This is a genomic window from Maribacter sp. MMG018 (genome assembly GCF_018100785.1).
In the GTDB taxonomy this organism is placed as follows: Bacteria; Bacteroidota; Bacteroidia; order Flavobacteriales; family Flavobacteriaceae; genus Maribacter.
The window spans coordinates 433,954-455,343 of record NZ_JAGJEC010000001.1 but is presented as its reverse complement, the minus strand read 5'-3'; the positions used below and the strand labels follow the sequence as shown (position 1 = coordinate 455,343).

General features: G+C 38.8%; 23 protein-coding genes. 13 read left to right on the top strand and 10 right to left on the bottom strand.

Going from position 1 to position 21,390, the window contains the following annotated elements; genetic code table 11:
* Positions 1 to 103: 103 nt before the first annotated feature.
* The 3 genes from J8L85_RS02015 to J8L85_RS02005 are packed head-to-tail and all read left to right on the top strand — an operon-like array spanning position 104 to position 2,880.
* Positions 104 to 979: an aldo/keto reductase gene (locus tag J8L85_RS02015; RefSeq protein ID WP_211014032.1), complete on the top strand. Its 876-nt coding sequence runs from the start codon at positions 104 to 106 to the stop codon at positions 977 to 979.
* A gap of 12 nt (positions 980 to 991) precedes the next feature.
* A complete protein-coding gene (locus J8L85_RS02010; protein WP_211014029.1) occupies positions 992 to 1,747 on the top strand; it encodes an SDR family NAD(P)-dependent oxidoreductase in 756 nt (251 codons plus the stop codon).
* Entirely contained in the window at positions 1,744 to 2,880 is a 1,137-nt protein-coding gene (locus J8L85_RS02005) for an ATP-binding protein (RefSeq protein ID WP_211014027.1), read from the top strand. Before J8L85_RS02010 ends, J8L85_RS02005 begins: the two co-directional genes overlap by 4 nt.
* A 29-nt stretch (positions 2,881 to 2,909) precedes the next feature.
* Here J8L85_RS02005 and J8L85_RS02000 read toward each other — a convergent pair whose 3' ends face one another.
* Positions 2,910 to 3,854, bottom strand: coding sequence for a carbohydrate kinase (locus J8L85_RS02000; RefSeq protein ID WP_211014026.1), 945 nt, complete (start codon positions 3,852 to 3,854; stop codon positions 2,910 to 2,912).
* A gap of 190 nt (positions 3,855 to 4,044) precedes the next feature.
* On the opposite strand from J8L85_RS02000, the gene J8L85_RS01995 reads away from it, so the two are divergent.
* The 4 genes from J8L85_RS01995 (at position 4,045) to J8L85_RS01980 (ending at position 8,128) form a co-directional block, all read left to right on the top strand.
* Positions 4,045 to 5,193, top strand: a complete 1,149-nt coding sequence (locus tag J8L85_RS01995) for an SPFH domain-containing protein (RefSeq protein ID WP_211014025.1) — start codon at positions 4,045 to 4,047, stop codon at positions 5,191 to 5,193.
* A 58-nt stretch (positions 5,194 to 5,251) separates the two neighbouring features.
* On the top strand, positions 5,252 to 6,334 hold the full coding sequence (locus tag J8L85_RS01990; RefSeq protein ID WP_211014024.1) for a DNA helicase PriA: 1,083 nt from the start codon (positions 5,252 to 5,254) through the stop codon (positions 6,332 to 6,334).
* A complete protein-coding gene (locus tag J8L85_RS01985) occupies positions 6,331 to 7,065 on the top strand; it encodes a metallophosphoesterase family protein (protein WP_211014023.1) in 735 nt (244 codons plus the stop codon). Before J8L85_RS01990 ends, J8L85_RS01985 begins: the two co-directional genes overlap by 4 nt.
* 64 nt (positions 7,066 to 7,129) lie before the next feature.
* A complete protein-coding gene (locus J8L85_RS01980) occupies positions 7,130 to 8,128 on the top strand; it encodes an acyl-ACP desaturase (RefSeq protein ID WP_211014022.1) in 999 nt (332 codons plus the stop codon).
* Positions 8,129 to 8,206: 78 nt separating this feature from the next.
* Here the strand turns inward: J8L85_RS01980 and J8L85_RS01975 are convergent, their stop codons facing one another.
* A complete protein-coding gene (locus J8L85_RS01975) occupies positions 8,207 to 8,761 on the bottom strand; it encodes a hypothetical protein (RefSeq protein WP_211014021.1) in 555 nt (184 codons plus the stop codon).
* Positions 8,762 to 8,787: 26 nt separating this feature from the next.
* The gene (locus tag J8L85_RS01970; RefSeq protein WP_211014020.1) at positions 8,788 to 9,693 is read right to left on the bottom strand and encodes an OmpA family protein; all 906 of its coding nucleotides are present in this window, start codon (positions 9,691 to 9,693) and stop codon (positions 8,788 to 8,790) included.
* A gap of 438 nt (positions 9,694 to 10,131) precedes the next feature.
* Between J8L85_RS01970 and J8L85_RS18045 the strand changes: the two genes are divergently transcribed.
* Entirely contained in the window at positions 10,132 to 10,257 is a 126-nt protein-coding gene (locus J8L85_RS18045) for a hypothetical protein (protein WP_282102996.1), read from the top strand.
* Between the two features lie 36 nt (positions 10,258 to 10,293).
* Here the strand turns inward: J8L85_RS18045 and J8L85_RS01965 are convergent, their stop codons facing one another.
* From J8L85_RS01965 to J8L85_RS01945, 5 genes are all read right to left on the bottom strand, one after another.
* Positions 10,294 to 11,847 carry an aldehyde dehydrogenase family protein gene (locus J8L85_RS01965; RefSeq protein ID WP_211014019.1) on the bottom strand — a complete coding sequence of 518 codons (1,554 nt, stop codon included), beginning with the start codon at positions 11,845 to 11,847 and terminating at the stop codon, positions 10,294 to 10,296.
* 79 nt (positions 11,848 to 11,926) lie between these two features.
* Positions 11,927 to 12,256 (bottom strand): DUF1304 domain-containing protein, encoded by a 330-nt coding sequence (locus J8L85_RS01960; RefSeq protein ID WP_211014018.1) that lies wholly within the window; start codon positions 12,254 to 12,256, stop codon positions 11,927 to 11,929.
* A gap of 44 nt (positions 12,257 to 12,300) precedes the next feature.
* The gene (locus tag J8L85_RS01955; RefSeq protein ID WP_211014017.1) at positions 12,301 to 12,843 is read right to left on the bottom strand and encodes a 3-hydroxyanthranilate 3,4-dioxygenase; all 543 of its coding nucleotides are present in this window, start codon (positions 12,841 to 12,843) and stop codon (positions 12,301 to 12,303) included.
* Positions 12,844 to 12,957: 114 nt separating this feature from the next.
* On the bottom strand, positions 12,958 to 13,431 hold the full coding sequence (locus tag J8L85_RS01950; protein ID WP_247656533.1) for a CAP domain-containing protein: 474 nt from the start codon (positions 13,429 to 13,431) through the stop codon (positions 12,958 to 12,960).
* A 218-nt stretch (positions 13,432 to 13,649) separates the two neighbouring features.
* Positions 13,650 to 14,156, bottom strand: a complete 507-nt coding sequence (locus J8L85_RS01945) for a CvpA family protein (RefSeq protein ID WP_211014015.1) — start codon at positions 14,154 to 14,156, stop codon at positions 13,650 to 13,652.
* 83 nt (positions 14,157 to 14,239) lie between these two features.
* Here J8L85_RS01945 and J8L85_RS01940 point away from each other — a divergent pair, with 83 nt between their 5' ends.
* The 4 genes from J8L85_RS01940 to J8L85_RS01925 all read left to right on the top strand — a co-directional run bounded on the left by J8L85_RS01940 (position 14,240) and on the right by J8L85_RS01925 (position 18,261).
* Complete coding sequence (locus J8L85_RS01940) at positions 14,240 to 14,596, top strand: hypothetical protein (protein ID WP_211014014.1); 357 nt, start codon at positions 14,240 to 14,242, stop codon at positions 14,594 to 14,596.
* A gap of 1 nt (position 14,597) precedes the next feature.
* Positions 14,598 to 14,903: an antibiotic biosynthesis monooxygenase gene (locus tag J8L85_RS01935; protein WP_211014013.1), complete on the top strand. Its 306-nt coding sequence runs from the start codon at positions 14,598 to 14,600 to the stop codon at positions 14,901 to 14,903.
* 120 nt (positions 14,904 to 15,023) lie between these two features.
* On the top strand, positions 15,024 to 16,508 hold the full coding sequence (glpK, locus tag J8L85_RS01930; RefSeq protein ID WP_211014012.1) for a glycerol kinase GlpK: 1,485 nt from the start codon (positions 15,024 to 15,026) through the stop codon (positions 16,506 to 16,508).
* 85 nt (positions 16,509 to 16,593) lie between these two features.
* The gene (locus J8L85_RS01925) at positions 16,594 to 18,261 is read left to right on the top strand and encodes a glycerol-3-phosphate dehydrogenase/oxidase (protein WP_211014011.1); all 1,668 of its coding nucleotides are present in this window, start codon (positions 16,594 to 16,596) and stop codon (positions 18,259 to 18,261) included.
* Here the strand turns inward: J8L85_RS01925 and J8L85_RS01920 are convergent.
* Positions 18,258 to 19,259 carry an NAD(P)H-dependent glycerol-3-phosphate dehydrogenase gene (locus J8L85_RS01920; RefSeq protein WP_211014010.1) on the bottom strand — a complete coding sequence of 334 codons (1,002 nt, stop codon included), beginning with the start codon at positions 19,257 to 19,259 and terminating at the stop codon, positions 18,258 to 18,260. The genes J8L85_RS01925 and J8L85_RS01920 overlap by 4 nt on opposite strands.
* Positions 19,260 to 19,384: 125 nt before the next feature.
* On the opposite strand from J8L85_RS01920, the gene J8L85_RS01915 reads away from it, so the two are divergent.
* Entirely contained in the window at positions 19,385 to 20,299 is a 915-nt protein-coding gene (locus J8L85_RS01915; RefSeq protein ID WP_211014009.1) for a nicotinic acid mononucleotide adenyltransferase, read from the top strand.
* A 90-nt stretch (positions 20,300 to 20,389) separates the two neighbouring features.
* Here J8L85_RS01915 and J8L85_RS01910 read toward each other — a convergent pair whose 3' ends face one another.
* Positions 20,390 to 21,238, bottom strand: a complete 849-nt coding sequence (locus tag J8L85_RS01910) for an AraC family transcriptional regulator (RefSeq protein ID WP_211014008.1) — start codon at positions 21,236 to 21,238, stop codon at positions 20,390 to 20,392.
* Between the last annotated feature and the right edge of the window lie 152 nt (positions 21,239 to 21,390).

Sequence of the window (21,390 nt, the reverse complement as noted above, 5' to 3'; positions counted from 1 at the left end):
GAAAATTAATTCACTGAGTCGCTGTTAACGATTGGTTAAAAAAAGCCAAAGTCCCTGATTTTTATGAAGTATTTAAGGGATTTATTTTTAATTTAACTTCTTTATGAAAAGAACCTTCAAGTATTCACGAATTATAGCGGGCACCATGACCTGGGGCAAATGGGGCAAGGATTTTAATGCTAAAGAGATGATAGCCCTCATGAACCATTGTGTAGAGTTTGGGATAACTACTTTTGACCATGCCGATATTTATGGCGATTATACCAATGAGGAACAGTTCGGGAATGCTTTTTCTAAAAGTGGTATTGGGCGAGAAAATATTCAGCTGATCAGTAAATGTGGTATTCAATTTAAGACGGAAACAAGAGATAATAGGGTAAAGCATTACGATTACGGCAGAGATTATATTGTTGAATCGGTAGAAAGGTCGCTGCAGAAACTACGAACGGAATATTTGGATATGTTGCTTTTACATAGACCGAGCCCTTTAATGGATCCCAATGAGGTGTTGGAAGCAATTACCTTATTGAAAAAAGAAGGAAAGATCCGGCAGTTTGGGGTGTCAAATTTTACACCTTCGCAAATTAGGTTGTTAGAAACGGTCGTACCGGTCGAAGGTAATCAGGTAGAATATTCGTTAACTTCCAACTCTGTAATGTACGATGGTACTTTAGATGATTGTTTGTCTCATGGTAGAATGGCCATGTCTTGGAGTCCGTTGGGAGTATATTTCAAGGAAGGTACCGAACAGACAAAAAGAATTAAAAACGTACTTCAAAAACTAAGTGCCAAGTATGGTGTAACAGAAGATCAATTATTACTTTCTTGGATATTAAAACATCCGGCCAAGGTGTATCCGGTGGTGGGTACAACAACTCCCAAAAGATTAGAGTCCGCCATAAAGGCTATAGCGTTGGAGTTAGAATTGGAAGATTGGTTTTTAATGTTAGAGGCAAGTAATGGTCATGAAGTACCTTAAAAATGTATAAGTATGAGTAAAACCGCGTTTATAACCGGGGCCACCAGTGGCATAGGAAAAGCTACGGCAGAACTTTTTGCCAAAAACGGCATAAATCTTATTTTATGTGGTAGGCGTCAAGAAAGGTTGGATAAACTTAAGGGCGAACTAGAAAAGATGGTTCGGGTCTTTACCTTGAACTTTGATGTTAGAAACAAAGCCTCTGTTCAACAGGCAGTGGCCTCTTTGCCCGAAAATTTTTCAAAGATCGACATTTTGGTAAACAATGCTGGAAATGCCCATGGTCTTGATCCAATTGAAGATGGTGATCTAGATGATTGGGACGCCATGCTGGACATTAACGTAAAAGGATTGTTATACGTGTCAAAGGCAATTTTGCCCCAAATGATAGAAAGAAAAGAGGGGCATATTATAAACATTGGTTCTACCGCAGGCAAGGAGGTGTACCCGAAAGGAAATGTATACTGTGCGAGCAAGCATGCGGTAGATGCTATAAACCAAGGAATGCGTATAGATTTAAATCAGTACGGCATAAGGGTCGGTGCCGTTAACCCGGGTTTGGTTGAGACGGAGTTCAGTAACGTTCGTTTTAAAGGGGACGAAGAACGTGCCGAAAATGTTTATAAAGGTTTTACACCGTTAAGGCCAGAAGATATAGCAGATATTATTTATTTTGTAGTTACGAGACCATTTCATGTTAATATTGCGGATTTAGTTGTGATGCCTACGGCACAAGCCTCTTCAACAATTGTGAATAAGAAGGTATGATCAATAAACGTCTTCTTGTCAAGAACTTGCTCGCTCATAACGACGAAAATAGTTTTTATGACAAAAAACGTTTTATCTCCATCGGAGAAAAAGAAGGTAAGGCCAAGTTTTTAAAACACGTATGTGCATTGGCCAATAGTAACCCCAACAACAATTCTTTTATTGTGGTCGGGGTAGAGGATGAGGACAACAAAATTGTTGGGGTAGATTTTTTTGACGATAGTAAGATCCAAAACCTCGTAAATGCCTATCTAGACAACCCCCCTTTAATTTCCTACGAGAATATACCATTTCCACATTTGCCAGAAGGCAAGGTGGTCGGGTTGGTTACCATTAGGTCTATAGGTAAAGTTTGTGCCCTGCGTAAGAACATCTGGAAGTACTATGGGGGTATGGTATTTTTTAGGGAAGGCAGTATAAGTTTGCCAAAAGCCTATGGCATTCAGTTAAAAGACATCAATTCGGAAGCTGTAGCCACCATAGAACAGCATGCCAGAAACAATATAGAACTTACATTGGACGGTGTCATAGATTTTTTGAATAATAGACATAGGGATCTGGACAGCCACTATAAAGTTTTTAAAGAGCAGTTTGTAGTTTGTTGGGCCGGCAATACCAAAACCGTAAAAGATCAAACGTATTATTATAGGGTAGATATAGAATTGATCAACGAACAGGTAAAACTGTTCTACTCTAACCTTGATGAGGTTACCATTACCTTTGATGATGATTCTTTTACAACCATAGAATATGTACAATTGGGCCTAGGAACAAAGCAGAAATATTTTCCTTTAGAAAAAGTGGTTATTAATTTTCAGGATAACGGTACTTATAAGATAGAATCCGAATTATTGTTCGAGGCTCCTCAGTATGACAAAAAGACCTTGTACCACGTCTACAATAGCAACAATTCACTTTTGACCAAAGTAAAAAACAATATACCTTTAAAACCTAGGGAAAAAGAAGACCTGAAGCATATGGCAGACACCTATCTTATATGCTACCTAAACGGGTTCGAGGAGGCCAAGCCCCAAATGGAACTTGCCAAAAACCTGACCAAGAACAAGTTTCCTAAAACGTATGGTTCTATAAAAGAAGCATTAAGGGTTTTAAGAAAGGTAAAATATAACTAACCTTTTGTTTCTGTTATAAATTGCCTTTGCTAAGATGCTAATTGTTCGGGTGTAGGCAGAGATTCTATGGCGCCAAAGTTTGTAGTGGTAATAGCACCTGCTTTATTGGCCAAGGCAACCATTTGTGTGAGTTGGTTTTCATTCTCTAGCACCTTGTCAAGACTATCGTGCATAGAAAGTTGTTTGAGCAAACATCCGATAAATGCATCACCTGCACCAGTGGTGTCCACGGGTTTCACTTTTATACTCTCAATCGTTTTCGAAAATTTTGGGGTGCTTAACATGGTTCCTTCCTTTCCGAGCGTAATTACGATTATAGGCACACCCATTTCATGGAATACTTTGCAGGCCTCTTCCAAGTTTTCTTTATTGGATAATAATTGCGCTTCCTCTAAACTAAATTTACACAAATGTGATTTTTCAATAAAAGGGGTACATTTTTTAATAAACAATTCTTCTTTGTTCTTCCAAAGGTCTACCCTATAATTAGGGTCAAAGCTTATAAATGAATTTTGGGTCAGTGCATCGAACAAATACCTGCCGTAGGCTTCTTCCAGTTCCCCTCCTAGCATAGCGGTGGCAGCTCCAAAATGAACAATGTTGTTATTGAATTCCTTTTTTAATGCAGGGTCATATTTTAATTTTTTATCGGCACCCCGACTAAATACAAAGTCTCGCTCCCCTTCTTCGTCTATAGAGACAAAAGCCAGGGTCGTAAACGTATCCGAAAGCTGAGCCGACGAAACATCCACATTTTCATCTTTAAGAATATTAAGTAAAAAAGAGCCGAAAGGGTCATTTCCAACACATCCTAAAAAGACGCTCTTCCCATTTAGTTTGCTAATGGCACAAGCAACGTTCGCCGGTGCTCCACCGGCCTTTTTGGTAAACTCTTTGGCTTCAGATAAATTTTTCCCTTGGTTTTCGGCGACAAAATCGATCAACAGCTCTCCAATGCAAAAGACTTTTTTCATACAAAAGGCGAAATTAGATTTTCTAAGATAATCAGAAAAATTGCCTAATATAAATTTTGTTGTGGATTATTACGGGGGCAAAATATTTGAATTGTGCTAATATGCCATTTTTAATGGGTAGATAACTACATTTTTTGTTGGGTATGTTGGAATTCCCTACCTTTTTAGAACAATTATAAAAGATAGGAAAATGAGTTTATTTGACGAGATAAAGAAAAAATTAAGTAATGAGTTTATAGATATTGTAGAATGGTTGGATACTTCCAATGATACTATAGTCCATCGATTTGAAAGATACCAGAACGAAATAAAGAACAATGCCCAGTTGATCGTAAGAGAGGGGCAAATGGCCGTTTTTGTAAACGAAGGGCAACTGGCAGATGTTTTTAAACCTGGCACCTACACGTTAAACACAAAAAATTTACCAATACTTACGACCTTAAAAGGTTGGAAATATGGGTTTGATAGCCCATTTAAGGCAGAGGTATATTTTGTGAATACAAGACTTTTTACCGATGAGAAATGGGGGACCAAAAACCCATTTATGTTAAGCGATGACCGGTTTGGTTTGGTAGAGATAAGAGCTTTTGGTACCTATAGCTTTAGAATTAACGACCCAGGTAAATTTATCGTGGATGTTGTTGGAACGGACGGTAATTTTACAAATTTTGAAATAAACGAACATCTAAAGAGTTTGATCGTTACGCGTTTTACCGATACCGTAGGTGAGGCAAATCTGCCCATAGAGTTATATGCCGCCAATACCAGTGAACTTTCAGAGACCTGCCAAGAAGTAATGCAGCCAGAATTTAATAGAGTAGGTATAGAGCTGGAGAAATTCTATATAGAGAACGTATCCATGCCCGAAGAACTTAAAAAAGAGATCTTCGAATACAGTCGTTTAGATAAGTTGGATATGAGCAAGCTTGCGCAGTTCAAAGCGGCAAAAGCAATGGAAGCAGCGGCCAAGAACGAAGGAGGAACTGCCGGCGCAGGTATGGGCATGGGTATGGGCTTTGTTCTGGCCCAGCAAATGGGCGGTCTAATGGGAGGCCAATCTATGGGGCAACCAATGGGCCAGCCAATGAGCCAACCACAACAGGCTTCTATGGCGCCTCCCCCAGTTCCGGCACAGGTTAATTATTATTATGCCGTAAACGGACAACAATTGGGTCCTGTATCCTATGAAAGGTTAAAAGAACTTTTTGCTAGTAGAACCATAAATAGAGATTCTTTGATCTGGAAACAAGGCATGGCCAATTGGAGTGCCTTAAAGGATATAGAGGAACTAAAATCTTTTTTGGGGGGCAATACACCACCACCGTTACCAACAGTTTAACAAACTTAGATAACGCTAAAAAAGTTGCTCACTTTGTGTAAAGGGGGTAGTTATTTCTATGGAAGATATTAAAGCATCAGAAAAAAAGAAAGCCTGTGCCAATTGTGGCGCTGAGTTAAAGTTTAAACCTGGTTCAAACCAACTTACCTGTGAATATTGTGGATATGAGGAGTTTATAGAGCAGTCTAAAAGTAGCTTTGAAGAGCTAGAGTTGGAACATTATATTAAAGTAGTGGGAGAAAATGCCCATACCGATACGATAGAATTGTTGCATTGTAAAAATTGTGGGGCCAACCAACATGTTGAAGAGCATTATAAGTCGTTGGACTGTGTGTATTGTGGTGAGCCTTTGATTCTTGAAGATGCGGAAACGGAAGGGTGGATCCTGCCGGGTGCCTTGGTCCCTTTTCAGCTAGATTCTAAAAAGGCACGAAACATATTCAAGACATGGGTGGGCAGTCTCTGGTTTGCTCCGGATAAACTAAAAAGAGCCGCCTTAGATCCAGAGGCAATACATGGGCTTTACCTACCCTATTGGACTTTTGACGCCAATCTTTTTGCGTCTTACCAAGGACAAAGAGGGGATTACTATTATGAAACACAAACCTATAATACGGGCAAAGGTAGAAAAACGAGGCGGGTTAGAAAGACAAGATGGTCTTATGTTACTGGAAAGGTAGATGGTTTTGTCGATGATATTCTGGTCAATGCCTCACAGAGAAAACGAAATATGATTCCTTCTAAGGTAGCATTCTGGAATTTAAAGGATTTGGTTCCTTTTAATTCAAAATATCTGTCGGGGTTTGTAACCGAGAAATATACCGTTTCTTTAAAAGAAGGGCACCGCCAATCTTTTCAGAAAGCAAAGAATATTGCCTATAATTGGATCAGGAATGATATTGGGGGGGATACACAGCGTATCACCAATGCCGATATAAAGCTTTCCGACGAAACTTTTAAACATGTGCTGTTGCCCATTTACATAAGTTCATACAGATATGATGGAAAGGAGTTTAATTTTTTTATCAATGGACAAACGGGTACGGTAAGTGGAAACAGACCTTATTCTTTTTGGAAAATCTTCTTTTTAATCCTTTTTGTTATTGTGGTAATTGGGGTAATTGCGATTTTTGCTAAATGAATTCAGAGAGGACATTTGTAATAGGGGATATACATTCAGGATTAAAGGCACTGCAACATTTGTTGCAAAAAGTTGGTGTTACCGAAAAAGACACACTCATTTTTTTGGGGGATTATATAGATGGGTGGAGCGATGCCGTTGAGACCATTAACTTTTTAATAGAGCTTAAATCATCCCACAATTGTGTTTTTTTAAGGGGCAACCATGATGAGTTGTGTTATGAATGGCTCGCCAAGGGCAAAGACAATCCAACATGGTTTATGCACGGGGGCAAGGCCACGATGGCATCATACGATAAAATTGACGAAGCAACGAAAAAAGGTCATATCGCCTTTTATAAAAATCTCCAGAACTACTATTTGGATGATGAGAACAGACTTTTTTTGCATGCGGGGTTTACCAATTTAAAGGGTATAGACCATGAGTATTTCACTAAAACCTTTTATTGGGACCGTACCCTTTGGGAATTGGCGTTGGCCTTAAACCCCAAGTTAAAAAAGGATGCCATTGTTTATCCAAAACGGTTAACTTTATATAAGGAAATATATATTGGCCATACTCCGGTGACGCGCATAGGGGAAACCACACCGCAAAATGCGGCAAACGTATGGAATATAGATACGGGTGCAGCTTTCAGAGGGCCATTAACGGCAATGAACGTAGATACGAAAGAGTATTGGCAGAGTGATCCCGTACACACCTATTATCCAGGTGAAAAGGGGAGAAATTAAAAAAAGAGATCTATTTAAGTTCAATTCATTATATTATTGGCGAACTTTGATTAAAACTAAAATTATGGCAGAAAAAAATATAAGACTAGAGGTAATGCAGGCCTTAGAACCTAAAGTAGCAGGTTTTATGGATTCTTTTCTTATTCCTGTAGAAAAGATTTGGCAACCTAGCGATTTTTTGCCAGATTCTGAACAGGATGATTTTTTAGAAAAGGTAAAAGAGATACGTGAAGAATCGAAAGATTTAGGGTATGATTTTTGGGTAACCATGGTAGCTGATACCATTACCGAAGAAGCACTGCCGACCTATGAATCATGGTTAATGGATGTTGTGGGAATTGATCAGCACGGAGATTACAAAACCAATGGTTGGGCCAAATGGGTAAGGGCTTGGACAGGCGAAGAAAATAGACATGGTGATGTATTGAACAAATATTTATACTTGTCGGGACGGGTAAATATGCGGGAGATCGAAATTACGACCCAACATTTAATATCGGATGGTTTTGATATTGGTACGGATCGTGATCCCTATAAAAATTTTGTATATACCTCTTTTCAAGAACTGGCAACCAATATTTCTCATAAAAGAGTGGGGCAAATGGCCAAGAAAAAAGGGAATGCATTGCTAGGTAAAATGTGTACGATCATTGCAGGTGATGAAATGAGACATCATTTGGCCTATAGGGAGTTTGTGAAAACAATATTCGGAGAGGATCCGTCTGGTATGATGTTGGCCTTTGCCGATATGATGAAGAAAAAAATTGTAATGCCGGCACATTTCTTACGTGAGTCTGGTGGCACTATAGGTACGGCATTTGAGAATTTTTCCAACTGCGCCCAGCGTTTAGGGGTGTATACGGCGCAAGATTACGTTGATATTTTAAGAAAGCTGAATGCGTATTGGGAGTTGGAGACTATAAGGTCGTTGAACGAAGAAGCGGAAAAAGCCCGCGACTATCTATTAAAATTACCTGCTAGGTTAGAGCGTATTGCCGAACGTATGAAGTTTCCTGAAGATCAATATCATTTTAAATGGGTAGAGCCTAACGGAGCATTATAAAGTTTAAGTTCTTATAATTATTAAAAAAACCCCGATCTGTTTACGATCGGGGTTTTTGCTTGGTCAGTTGGTTATTGGTTATAACTTACCGTGATCATGTTTGTCTTGCCACTTTAAAAGTTCTTCCCATTTGCCCTCATAACACATTTTAGCTTGCATGGGCCAAGAGGCAGGGTCGTGTATTTGATAACGTTTTCCGCCGCCATCCAGTATTTTTTGGCAATCGGCGACCGAGGCTTCCGATAAAGCTTTCCAGGTTTTGATGCCTGCTTCTTTGAACATTCCCTCAATTTTAGGGCCGATACCTTCAACAACCTTTAGGTCGTCTTGTTTTATGGTCTTTCCGAAAACGGCTTTTGCTGCGGCACCATCAAAAGGAATGGAAGCGGCTACGGCTCCTGCGGCAAAAGAGGCTGCGGAAGCACCTAAGTTCGTATTAGCGGAAACTTTCTTGTTGCAGGCATCCAAATCTGCTTGTAATTTTGAGTTTTTGTCTTGCAATATTTTTAAATCGGCAGAATTATCGATAACGGTACTGTTGCCCTTGCCGATAAGATAACCTAAGATTCCACAAATTACACCAACTAAAAGTGGAATAAGCCAACACCAGATGTTCATATTTTCAAAATTCATTTTTTACTATTTTAATTGTTATATTATTAATTAAGGGTTACGACGGTTCGTCTGTTTTTTGCTCTTCCCTCTTCTGTTGAGTTATCGGCTATAGGTTCTGCCTGCCCTTTGGAAGAAGTGTTTATTTTTGATTCGGAGATACCATTTTGTGTCAAATAGTTCTTTGCGAAATTTGCCCTGTCTAACCCCAAGTTCATATTGGTGGCGGCTTGCCCTGTATTATCCGTATGCCCGATCACATTTACCGTGGCAGCTTCCACCTTATCAAGATATCTGGAAATATCGGCCACTTTCTGCCGTTGTTCGGAATTTAGGTTAATAGATGCCTCTGCTGTATTAAAATACAACACCAAGGGATCGGCCTTTATTTTTTCATATAGGGCGGAAAGTTCTTCCGCTGCATTTTCTGTTTTTTCGCCAAGGGCATAAGTAATGGGCCCAAGATAAATGTTGTTCTCGGGTACCATCTCGTCCATTAATTTGCCATAAGTGTTGATGCTGGCAGATGATATTCCCTTCGATACAAAATGATTTTTAACGGCATTTGCCCTGGCGATACCAAGATTTGGATAAGCCGAGTTATTGGTCTCCTCACTGGTGTAGTAACCTGTTATGTTGACTACTTTTTCCGGATTTGCCTGAAAAAAAGATTTTAAGGTGTCAATACCTGTCTCCAAACTGCTTGCCAATGGCATTAGAATATCTGAAGAAGAAATAGTAAAGTTATAATTATCGTTTGTGCTATAAGAAAAAGAGCCATCGTTTAGCGCAAAAGGATAAGATGTTGCCTCGGGGGCAATGGGTGCAGCGACTTCTTTCGGGGGTTCTTCTAACGGGCTGGCTCCACATTCGCTACAACAGGTAATGTAGAAATAAGTACCTGCCAGAATGGTGATCAGCATCAGCAGTAGATTTGTTGTTGTTTTAGTCATTGTTCATAAATGTTTAGTGTTTGACGTACAATGTATTAAAAAAATCTTAAAATTATGATAATTATCCAGTCTTAATTGCTAATAATCAGGGAAAAGCGATATCCAGTTATACAAAGTTCAATGTCATTTATACAGGTTATGGTATAGTAGGCATAAATCCATTTTTCTTTAAAGAGATTAAATGAGAAATTGCGGTAACAAATTAAAGAGCTTCCTATCTCTCCCGTCCAAGTTTCGGCACTGAGTTAGGTATAGTTAAAAAGTTTGAGTTAGTTGGTTTTAGGGAAAAGCTCCATTAATACATTTATGGGGCTTTTTTTTGGGGCGATTTGAATAAAGATTGAAAGCAGTTCATACAGTTTTTAAAACGAAGTATACAGAATAAAGATTTCTTTGGGCAGATATGCTTTATCTTGATTATTGTTGAATAATAAGAGTATGAAAACTGTAAAAAAGAAAATACTTGATTTGATTAGGTTTTTGTGTATGGTGGTTGTGCTTGGTCTGCAGAACTTGGTAACCGGAAGTTGGACAACAGAAAACCAAAATCAAAAAACGGCCTAAAGTTGTTGCTTTTAGACCGTTTTTAGGTTATGAATCTTATAAGTCGAATTTAATGCCTTGAGCAAGGGGTAGTTCGGTGGTGTAATTGATGGTATTGGTTTGTCTTCTCATATATACTTTCCATGCGTCGGAACCACTTTCGCGACCACCGCCTGTTTCTTTCTCGCCACCAAAGGCCCCGCCTATTTCAGCTCCTGAAGTTCCTATGTTCACATTGGCGATACCGCAGTCGCTACCTGCAACGGAAAGAAATTTTTCCGCTTCGCGCAAGTTGTTTGTCATAATGGCGGATGAAAGCCCTTGTACCACCCCATTTTGAATGGCTATGGCATTTTCAACATCTCCCTTATATTTTAGAAGGTAAAGTACGGGTGCAAAAGTTTCGTGCTGTACTATTTCAAAGTCGTTCTGTGCCTCTGCAATGGCAGGTTTCACATAACATCCACTTTCATAACCTTCTCCAGAGAGTACGCCTCCTTCTACAACGATCTTGCCGCCTTCTTCTACAACTTTTTGTAACGCCTGTTCGTAAAGGGCTACGGCATCTGTATCTATCAAGGGGCCTACGTGGTTGTTTTCGTCCAAGGGGTTTCCTATTCTAAGTTGTTCGTAGGCGGCTACTAAAGCCTCTTTTACCTTGTCATAAATAGATTCGTGAATAATTAACCTTCTGGTAGAAGTACAACGTTGGCCAGCCGTACCTACTGCGCCGAACACGGCACCGATCACCGTCATTTTAATATCGGCATCGGGTGTAACTATAATCGCATTGTTGCCTCCCAGTTCCAATAACGATTTGCCCAAACGGGCTGCAACGGCCTGGGCAACGATTTTTCCCATTCTAATGGAACCGGTCGCAGAAATCAGGGGTACTCGTTTATCGTGGGTCATCATCTCGCCTACTTTATAATCACCATTTATTAGACAAGAAATGCCTTCTGGCAGATTATTGTTTTTGAATACTTCTGCGGCTATGTTTTGGCACGCTATTCCACATAAAGGGGTTTTTTCAGAAGGTTTCCATATGCATACATCACCACAGATCCATGCCAACGCCGTATTCCAGGCCCATACGGCCACAGGAAAATTAAATGCGGAGATTATACCTACGATTCCTAAAGAGTGGTATTGTTCGTACATTCTATGTCCGGGACGTTCAGAATGCATGGTAAGACCGTGTAATTGACGGGAAAGACCAACCGCAAAATCACAGATATCTATCATTTCTTGTACCTCACCTAAACCTTCTTGGTAACTTTTTCCCATTTCATAGGAAACCAATTTACCTAAGGGTTCCTTTAACTCCCTTAACTTTTCTCCAAACTGGCGTACTATTTCACCACGTTGTGGAGCAGGTTTTTTACGCCATGTTAGAAATGCCTCTTGAGCAGTTTGCACGACTTTTTCGTAATCTGATGGTGTAGTGCTTTTAACGCTGCTGATCAAGGATCCGTCTACGGGAGAGAATGACTCAATAATTTCACCGGACGAAAAATTCTGGGACCCAGTAGAAGACCCGTCATTAATATCTTTAATACCCAAAGCTTTCAAAGCTTCTTCTATTCCAAATTCTATGGCGACTTTTGACATTTTGTAACTTTTTTAGACCAAATTGTTATATTTAAACAAAAATACAAAGAATAACCTGCTTAATACAAACCAAGTGGTTTTAAGTTAATCTTATTGTTAGCCAAAGTATTATACCTATAATTGGAGGAATACCTTGAACAAAGAATATTTTTTTTGAGACGGACAGTCCTCCATATATTCCAGCTATTAGAACGCAGGCCAAAAAGAACAATGAAATATTGGCGGCCCATATAGGATCATCTATAAGAACGGACCAAATAAGGCCCGCCGAGAGAAATCCATTGTAAAGGCCTTGGTTGGCGGCCATGCTTTTGGTTGGTTCAAATAGGTCTTCAGGAAAGTTTCTAAAAACTTTTTTTCCTTTCGTGGTCCAAACGAACATTTCTAGCCATAGAAAGTATAGGTGCATTAAAGCAACTAAGAAACTAACTGTTTTGGCGACTACGAGAACGATCACTCTTCTTTGGCTATAAAGCGATCATCTACGGGCATTACGGTTCCGCACTTGTCACATGTTCTTAAATCTTCTGAACTATAGAAATGTTTAAAATGACCTAGAAAGTCTTTTTCGATATCGTTCAGCTTAAAATAGGTTTCGTATAGTTTGTTGTTGCAGTTATCACAAAACCAGAGAAGGCCATCTTTAATGTCCAAATCCGCTCTTTTGCGTTCTATGACCAACCCTATGGAGTTTTCATATCTTACCGGGGAATGGGGTACTTTGGCAGGATGTAAATACATATCGCCAGGCCCTAACTTCATGGTCTTTTTTTGGCCATCTTCTTGTATGTGTACTTCTATATTTCCTTCTAATTGATAAAATAGTTCTTCGGTCTCGTTGTAGTGGTAGTCTTTTCTGGCATTTGGCCCGGCCACTACCATAACAATATAATCATCGGCATCTTTATATAGGTTTTTGTTGCCAACAGGGGGTTTTAGGGTATCCCTGTTTTCTTCGATCCATTTGTTAAGATTAAAGGGTGCTCTAATTTTCATATTATAACTTTATCGAAAGTTATAAAAAAGAACGATCTTATGCTTACGTATGAACAATAAAAAAGCCTTTGTATTCCAAAGACTTTTTTACTGGTTTAAATATAATTGGTTTGGTTATTCTTTATAAAATAATTGGGTGTAATAAAAATTGCCCGACGGATCCGTCTTTACACTTACGGCCGTGTGGGTAAAATCACCTTCCATAGTTTTTTTGTGGCTACTACTATCATGCCACCCGTTAAAGGCTTCTATAGCGGTGTCGTAGTCCTTGGCTACGTTCTCGGCAACTATTTCTACCCCGACCTCTGAATTAATGCTAGAGGCTCTAGAGCTAAAGTTATCGTGGTTTATACTTCCTTTTTCAATCATGTAATCGGTATGCGAATTAGCATATTTGTATGCTATTTCACTAAACTTCAAAGGAACGGCGCCCACAGACGATCTGTAATCGTTCACAATCTCCAAAAGCTCCTGTTCTACTGTAAATACATTTTCCGCTTCATGTGCCGTCGTTTCGTCTAAAGACTCGCTGGTACAGGAACTTAAAACTATTACAAATAAAACAGGGACTACATTACGTAATCTCATTTTCATAAAGTGTTTTATTTGTAAGTAGGCCGTTCTAACAGCACTCGTAGGCAAGAATAAGATAGGGGTATCTTATGTGTTCTATGTCAATTGGGGAATTGACGCTGTAATGATAATCAAAAATGATTTTTATGACGGTAAAATTTTATCTTTTTTCGACCAAATACCTGTTTTTTGTTAAAAAATATTTTCAAACTATGATTTTTGTCATTAATCCATCAAATATTTTCTTCGTTTATTGCATTTCTGTTTAATACTTTTTCGAAAACAAAAGACCCTATCTCGGATAATGGGGTGTAAAACAATGATTCGCTCTTAGTTTCTTCGCTTACTAGGTTTAAATTGGCGTTCAACCGTTCAAAGAATATTAATAGGGCGCCAAGGATCACCGCGACCTTAAGAGCCCCGAACAAACCGCCCGCTATTTTGTTCAAAAGGCCCAACATGGCAAAATCTGCAATTTTCGTCAATAATTTACCGGCAAAATGAACTATTGTTACAATGATGGCAAAAGTGATTATAAAAGCGGCTATATTGATGTATTTTTCATTCCAATCCATTCGCTCGGACAGATAATCGCCTGTTATATACGAAAAGTGAATGGCTCCAAAGATGCCGGCAATCAATGCGACTATAGAAGCTATTTCTACAAGAAGGCCGTTTTTTAGACCTTTCCAAAGACCAAAGGCCAGCAATGCTCCAATAACGATATCCAAAATATTCATTTCACGGGTGTTTTGACAAATATAGAACATTGATTAGTACCTTTATGCCCGTAAAAAATATCTGTAAAGTACGATATAGAATTATGGCAAGAGATATACAACTTAAAGAAAGATGGGAAGGTTTGGTAGAAAAGTTGTCTCAACGATTTTCGGACGGAGACCCGCTAGAATTGGATGCCATTATTTATCTGGTGGGCGTGCAAGAACTGGGGCAATATCATAAAAAGTATAAGAAAGACGACAAGTTAGACCTTATGCACATTGCTATTTGCCGTTTGTTGGAACCTTACGGATATTATAAGTTCGAATTTTTTGATGAGGAAGGTTGGCCGCATTATAGTGTTAAAGAAGCGCTACCTCCCTTAAAAGCGGGAGAACAGACAGTTTTAATGAAAGAGGCCATCGTTGAATATTTTTTAGAAAAGGAATTTATAGAGTAAGATGAATAACAAACCATATTATGCAGTGATATTTACTTCTAGAAGAAAGGAAGGTGACAACGGATATGAAGCCATGGCGGAAGAAATGGTGGAATTGGCCAAAAGCCAGCCCGGATATCTGGGCATAGAAAGTGCAAGGGAAGATATAGGTATTACAGTGAGTTATTGGGAGAGCCTTGAGGCTATAGCGGCCTGGAAGAACAACTCTGAACATTTAGTGGCGCAATCTAAGGGAATCAAAGATTGGTATAGCTATTACCATGTTAGAATATGTTCCGTAGAGCGAGAATATTCATGGGAATTTTAATCTTGGTATAGCAAGAGCTTAAATAGCCTGTTTTTTTGAAAATTCGGTAGATCCCTTTATATTACTTCAAAAATGTAGTCTCGTGGTAACCACATAGGGCTGCAATATCCAATTTAACATATGGGAACATTTATAATAGCCCTAGATCAGGGGACAACCAGCTCAAGGGCGCTTTTAGTTGATGAAAAAGGAAAGATCCATGGAATGGTACAAGAGGAATTCAAGCAGATTTTTCCTAAATCAGGTTGGGTGGAGCACGATCCAAAAGAAATTTTAGATTCACAACTGGGCGTTTTAAAACAATTGATTTTAGAGAACAATGTAAACCCTTCGGACATTAAGGGTATAGGTATTACCAACCAAAGGGAAACTACGGTGGTCTGGGATAAAGTAACAGGGGAGCCGGTTTACAATGCCATTGTTTGGCAAGACAAACGTACTGCAGATATTTGCCAGCATCTTAAAAGGGAAGGTCTTACCGAACATGTAAAACAAACAACGGGTTTGGTTATAGATTCATATTTTTCGGGCACCAAGGTAAAATGGATATTGGACAATGTAAAGGGGGCAAGAGAAAAGGCGGCGAAAGGAGATTTGCTTATGGGTACCATAGATACATGGTTGGTATGGAACATGACTTCCAATAAAAATCACTTTACAGATTATACGAATGCCTCTAGAACCATGTTGTATGATATTGTTAACCTTACGTGGGACAAAAGACTTTTAGAGGTTTTGGATATTCCTAAAACTATGTTACCGGAGGTGAAGCCTTCAGCATATCATTTTGGCGATTATGAGATAGATGGGGTTCAAATTCCCATAGCTGGTATTGCGGGTGATCAGCAGGCCGCTCTGTTCGGCCAAGGGTGCTTTAAGAAAGGAACGGCCAAGAACACCTATGGTACAGGTTGTTTTATGTTAATGAATACCGGAAAGAAACCTCAGTTTTCTAAAAATGGATTGTTAACCACCATAGCTTATGGTCTGGACGGGCACGTAAATTATGCCTTGGAAGGAAGCATTTTTATAGCCGGTGCGGCAATACAGTGGTTACGAGATGGTTTAGAATTGATAGAAAGTGCAGAAGAAACAGAGGCTTTGGCAGATTCTGTAGAAGGCGATAGCTCGGTATACGTTGTTCCTGCCTTTGCAGGTTTGGGGGCCCCCTATTGGGATATGTATGCAAGAGGAGCCATTTTTGGACTCACAAGAGATACCGGAAAGGCACATTTAGCAAAAGCTACATTAGAATCTCTGGCATACCAGACCAAAGATATTCTAAAGGCAATGGAAGACGACTCTGGCATTCAATTGGAAGATCTAAAAGTAGATGGCGGGGCATGTGCCAATAATTACTTGATGCAGTTCCAGGCCAATATATTGGATACAGAGGTGCATAGACCAGAGGTCATAGAATCTACCGCGATGGGGGCGGCCTTTCTTGCAGGTATTCAGGTAGGTCTTTGGAACCAAGCCGATATTGATCAGAATAGGCCCATGGACAGAATTTTCAAACCCACTTTTAACCGTGTAAAGAGAAAACGTTTGTATGCCAAATGGAAAAAAGCGGTAGAACGCTCAAAAGGTTGGGAAGAAGAATGATCACCGTTATTTTATCGTTAATTTCTCTTTTAAAAATATGGAGAGACGAAGGCTACCTAATACCTTTGCAAAAGATAAATGAGTCATGAAAAATATAGAGTTCACCAATTTAGATAGGGCCAAGTCCATAGATAAACTAAAAAAAGAGAAGTTCGACCTTGTTGTGATCGGAGGGGGTATAACCGGAGGCGGTATAGCCTTGGATGCCGCGTCTAGAGGTTTAAAGGTGGCTTTATTGGAGAAGAACGACTTTGCTTCGGGTACCAGTAGTAAATCTACAAAACTAATTCATGGTGGACTTCGCTATTTAAAGCAGTTCGATTTTTGGTTGGTAAAAGAGGTGGGTTCCGAACGGGCCATAGTACATAAATTGGCACCTCATTTGGTATTGCCCGAAAAAATGCTCTTGCCCTTGATAGAAAACGGTTCTTACGGTAAATGGTTAACATCGGTAGGGCTTAAGGTATATGATATTCTGGCTCAGGTTACTGGCGAGGACAAACGCCAAATGTTGAAAAAAAAGGAAGCACTTAAATTAGAGCCGTTATTACCCAAGAACATATTGAATGGGGCCGGGTATTATGCAGAATACCGTACAGATGATGCACGTTTAACTATCGAAAACATAAAAACAAGTTTGCTGTTCGGGGCGCAGGCCTTGAACTATGCATCGGTTACGGATTTTTTATATACCAACGATAAAGTTTCGGGTGTTAAGGTAAAAGATGTTATTTCCGATAATGAATTTGAAATCAAGTCCAAATATGTAATTAGTGCGGCCGGGCCATGGGTAGATGAATTGAGAAGCTTGAACAATTCAAAAAAAGGCAAGCAATTGCATTTGACCAAAGGAGTACACTTGGTGTTTCCGTTCGAAAAATTACCTGTTAAGCAATCGGTCTATTTCGATATTCCCGATGGTCGTATGATGTTTGCCATTCCAAGGGGCAAGGTTACCTATATCGGTACTACCGATACCAATTATAATGATAATAAAGATAAGGTAAGAACAGACCTTGCCGATGCCATTTATCTGATTTCAGCGGTAAACAATATGTTTCCCGATATTAATTTAGAGTTGGACGACATTGTTTCTTCATGGGCGGGCCTTCGCCCCCTTATTCACGAAGAAGGTAAATCAGCTTCTGAACTTTCTAGAAAAGACGAAATTTTTATTTCAGATACAGGCCTTGTGAGTATTGCCGGTGGAAAACTTACAGGTTATAGAAAAATGGCAGAACGCGTAGTCAATAAAATTGCCGAAAAACTGAAAGAAGAATACGATACGGAAGTGAAAGATTGTTATACCGAGAAAATATTTCTTTGTGGAAACAACGATTTTAAAAAGTTCAAGAACGTTAAAAAGTATATTAAAGAAATCTATGAGCGTATTAAGGCAGATGGTTTCGATAAGCACGATGCCTGGTTTTTGGTTACCAACTACGGTGAGCAGACAGAGACTATTTTAGAGTATTACCAAAACAGAACCGAGGCCGATAATGCCGTTAAATTGGTGTTGGCAGAGCTGGAATATGGTATTAAGTATGAAATGGTACTTACCCCTATGGATTTCTTTATTAGAAGAACCGGAAGGCTTTATTTTGATATCGACGCTGTTAGAACCTTTATGGAACCTGTTCTGAACGAATTTAAGCGCGTGTTCAAGTCCGATGATGAACAAATTTTAGAATGGAAAGAAACATTACAAAATGAAATCAAGGACCATTCTGATTTTTCCCTGACAAGGTCTTAATTCAGTTTTTCCGTTAAGGCGGCAAACACTTTTTTCGGGTTCTTATGCTCATATAAAACTTCATAAACGGCATCTATAATCGGTGTTTTTACCTTTTTTTTGAAGTTTTCTTTGATTTTGTAGGCACTTTTGGCCGCATAATACCCTTCTGCTACCATGCTCATTTCCATTTGTGCACTTTTTACGGTATACCCTTTGCCTATCATATTGCCGAACATCCTATTTCTGCTAAAAGTAGAGTATCCGGTAACCAGAAGGTCGCCCAGATAGGCAGATTGGTTTATGTTACGGTCTATATTATGAATACGCTTCGTAAAACGTTTCATTTCGCGTATGGCATTGCTCATCAGAACACTTTGAAAATTATCTCCATATCCCAGGCCATGGGCAATACCTGCTGCAATGGCATAGATGTTTTTGAGCACTGCGGCATATTCCGCTCCTATGATGTCTTTTGAAATCTTAGTCTTTATAAAATTGCTGGACAGGTTTTTTGCCACAAGTTTGGCCTTTTTACTATCCGAACAGGCAATGGTCAAATAAGAAAGTCTTTCCATTGCAACTTCCTCGGCATGGCACGGTCCCGTGATAACTCCAATATTTTCATAAGGTATATTGTATTCGTCATGAAAATGTTGACCAACTATTTTGCCCGACTCCGGCACAATACCTTTAATGGCAGAAAAGATTATTTTGTCTGTCAATGGTGCGCTAAGCTTTTTTAGTTCACTACTTAAAAAGGCAGAGGGAATAGCGAAAATAAGAACATCACCATAGGCGACTATTTCATTGATATCGTCCGTCAAGAACAGTTGTTCTGTTTTAAACTCTACCGATGTCAGGTAATTCGGATTGTGTTTTTGAATTTTAAGATAACCTATGGCATCAGAATTACGCATGTACCAACCTACTTCTTGTTGGTTGGTGGTCAGCATCTTAACAATGGCAGTGGCCCAACTTCCGCCACCCAACACCGCAAATTTCACTTTCTTGTTCATCACAATAAAAATATAAACACAAAATTACCAAATAAAATTCAGGACGCTATTCGCTTATAACCAACATATTACATTTTATGGCATGGTGCTTGTTTTACACAAAGGGAATATAAAACCGAAAAAATATGAAAACTGTAAAACTACTTTTTGGATATACCCTTATAGCAACTTTGTTGGTTTCTTGTTATGCAGAGGTGATCGTGGATGATGAATATATAGAAACCTCCGCGTTCAATACCGATCAAGTCTTACAATCATATGAACTTTGGTATGTGGATATAAACGAGACACGTGGAAACGGGGAAGTTCCTTTTTTACAAAGGGCGTTTACGGTTTCGTTCGATCAAGGTGTTTTTTATGCCAACAATAATATAGTGGGTATAGGAAAAACGGGTAATGGATTCGGAATAGATGTTGGTTATTATAATACGTACAGGGGTCAAGTAGAGATAGATCATGATGTATATGGTAATTGGTTATTGGAGGTTTATGCACTAAACGGCAGAACCTTGGAGCTGTACGATGCCAGTTCTGATACCTCGTATATATTAAAGGGCTATCAGAGAAACAACTTTGATTATGATCAGGTCTTTTACGATAACATCGGCTATTTTATTCAGGAATATGATACCTGGGAAAAATCATATACTAGTCTTGAGGGGGCATTGAACGATTTTGACAATGAAAACTTTATACAGTTTTTACCTTCTTTCTTTAGGTCTTCTACAGACGCTCCGGGTACATCGTTGTCAAACTTGCGTTGGGATTTTAAAGGCGACTATCAAATATATGATATACCTAACGATAGGACATTAAAGGCGTTGACCTTGGATTATGATTTTTTTGGAAACGATTATTTCGAATTATATGTCATAAACGATGCAACTATTGAGTTGTATCATCCAGATAGCGGTACGGTTTACGAATTTAGGGGTAGAGGTTACCAACAATATTTAAAGACGTCTAAAGGTGCTGTGGACAAAAAACGAACAAAATCTTCTAACCCTACCATGAATGTGGTTCGGAAGAGGGTAAATTAAAGTTTGAGTTAGTTGGATCGATAAACCGTCAAGAATTATTTTCTTGGCGGTTTTTTATTCTTTAAACGATTATCAAATCATGATAAATTGTTAGGGGGTTACGTAGTTCTTTTTGAATACAGATGGATTTTCCCCTGTTATTTTTTTAAAGCTCCTGTTAAAGTAAGAAAGGCTCTCAAAACCACATTCGAAAGCTGTTTCACTTACATTTTTTCCCATTAATAGAAGTCTTTTTGCCTGGCTGATACGGTATTGGTTTAAAAAGGAAACAAAAGTATTGCCCGTAGCTTTTTTAAAGTACCTACAAAAAGCCGGTTTTGTAAGGTTACAGATTTCCGATACTTCTTCTAATGCTATTTTCTCTTGGTAATGCTCATCAATAAAAGCATATATTTTTCTGATTCGTTCCTGTTCTTTTTGTTTAAACCGATTTACGAAAGGGGTTTTATGAAGTAACTCAAACTCTTTGCTTTGCGATAGACGTTTAAGTATGTTCATAACGCTCATAAAAAAATCGAATGGCTGTAAAGTGTGTAATTTTTTTAAAAGCGCGCCTACTTCTTTTTTTGTTTCTCCATAAAAAGCTACTCCATATTTGGAAAGCTCCAGAAGTCTGTCCAATTGTTTTAGTTCAGGGTAATCGTTTAAAACGTTTTCTTTAAAACTTGGTTTTATATGTAACACCTCTTTTCTATAAGTGGTGGTTACACCATGATCAAAATTTAAATGTGGAATGTTTGAGCCTATCAATACCAAGTCACTTTCCTCATAATTGGAAATATGGTCACCTACATGTCTTTTTGCATTTGCGCCCTCTATATATACCAACTCTAATTCTGGATGAAAATGCCAATAAAATAGGTGGTTTAGTTTAGGGTTGTGCAATAGCCTAAAAGGACTTTTAGATTCTGGTAATATGGTTTCTAACTCTACTTTCATTTTGTTTTTAATAAAACCTTATCAACTATGTCGATAGGGGGTAAATTTACCTAAATTGATATTAATGTGCTACATAAAGAATCATAAAGTTAATATTGTTCAAAAATAGGTCAATATTACGGTAGCCATGACTTCAGTTAGTTTCTAGTTTT

What these genes read in the sequence shown, in the direction of transcription:
- J8L85_RS02015 (WP_211014032.1), top strand. Translation starts at nt 104, where the DNA reads ATGAAAAGAACCTTCAAGTATTCACGAATTATAGCGGGCACCATGACC.
- J8L85_RS02010 (WP_211014029.1), top strand. Translation starts at nt 992, where the DNA reads ATGAGTAAAACCGCGTTTATAACCGGGGCCACCAGTGGCATAGGAAAA.
- J8L85_RS02005 (WP_211014027.1), top strand. Translation starts at nt 1,744, where the DNA reads ATGATCAATAAACGTCTTCTTGTCAAGAACTTGCTCGCTCATAACGAC.
- J8L85_RS02000 (WP_211014026.1), bottom strand. Translation starts at nt 3,854, where the DNA reads ATGAAAAAAGTCTTTTGCATTGGAGAGCTGTTGATCGATTTTGTCGCC.
- J8L85_RS01995 (WP_211014025.1), top strand. Translation starts at nt 4,045, where the DNA reads ATGAGTTTATTTGACGAGATAAAGAAAAAATTAAGTAATGAGTTTATA.
- J8L85_RS01990 (WP_211014024.1), top strand. Translation starts at nt 5,252, where the DNA reads ATGGAAGATATTAAAGCATCAGAAAAAAAGAAAGCCTGTGCCAATTGT.
- J8L85_RS01985 (WP_211014023.1), top strand. Translation starts at nt 6,331, where the DNA reads ATGAATTCAGAGAGGACATTTGTAATAGGGGATATACATTCAGGATTA.
- J8L85_RS01980 (WP_211014022.1), top strand. Translation starts at nt 7,130, where the DNA reads ATGGCAGAAAAAAATATAAGACTAGAGGTAATGCAGGCCTTAGAACCT.
- J8L85_RS01975 (WP_211014021.1), bottom strand. Translation starts at nt 8,761, where the DNA reads ATGAATTTTGAAAATATGAACATCTGGTGTTGGCTTATTCCACTTTTA.
- J8L85_RS01970 (WP_211014020.1), bottom strand. Translation starts at nt 9,693, where the DNA reads ATGACTAAAACAACAACAAATCTACTGCTGATGCTGATCACCATTCTG.
- J8L85_RS18045 (WP_282102996.1), top strand. Translation starts at nt 10,132, where the DNA reads ATGAAAACTGTAAAAAAGAAAATACTTGATTTGATTAGGTTTTTGTGT.
- J8L85_RS01965 (WP_211014019.1), bottom strand. Translation starts at nt 11,847, where the DNA reads ATGTCAAAAGTCGCCATAGAATTTGGAATAGAAGAAGCTTTGAAAGCT.
- J8L85_RS01960 (WP_211014018.1), bottom strand. Translation starts at nt 12,256, where the DNA reads ATGCACCTATACTTTCTATGGCTAGAAATGTTCGTTTGGACCACGAAA.
- J8L85_RS01955 (WP_211014017.1), bottom strand. Translation starts at nt 12,843, where the DNA reads ATGAAAATTAGAGCACCCTTTAATCTTAACAAATGGATCGAAGAAAAC.
- J8L85_RS01950 (WP_247656533.1), bottom strand. Translation starts at nt 13,431, where the DNA reads ATGAGATTACGTAATGTAGTCCCTGTTTTATTTGTAATAGTTTTAAGT.
- J8L85_RS01945 (WP_211014015.1), bottom strand. Translation starts at nt 14,156, where the DNA reads ATGAATATTTTGGATATCGTTATTGGAGCATTGCTGGCCTTTGGTCTT.
- J8L85_RS01940 (WP_211014014.1), top strand. Translation starts at nt 14,240, where the DNA reads ATGGCAAGAGATATACAACTTAAAGAAAGATGGGAAGGTTTGGTAGAA.
- J8L85_RS01935 (WP_211014013.1), top strand. Translation starts at nt 14,598, where the DNA reads ATGAATAACAAACCATATTATGCAGTGATATTTACTTCTAGAAGAAAG.
- glpK (WP_211014012.1), top strand. Translation starts at nt 15,024, where the DNA reads ATGGGAACATTTATAATAGCCCTAGATCAGGGGACAACCAGCTCAAGG.
- J8L85_RS01925 (WP_211014011.1), top strand. Translation starts at nt 16,594, where the DNA reads ATGAAAAATATAGAGTTCACCAATTTAGATAGGGCCAAGTCCATAGAT.
- J8L85_RS01920 (WP_211014010.1), bottom strand. Translation starts at nt 19,259, where the DNA reads ATGAACAAGAAAGTGAAATTTGCGGTGTTGGGTGGCGGAAGTTGGGCC.
- J8L85_RS01915 (WP_211014009.1), top strand. Translation starts at nt 19,385, where the DNA reads ATGAAAACTGTAAAACTACTTTTTGGATATACCCTTATAGCAACTTTG.
- J8L85_RS01910 (WP_211014008.1), bottom strand. Translation starts at nt 21,238, where the DNA reads ATGAAAGTAGAGTTAGAAACCATATTACCAGAATCTAAAAGTCCTTTT.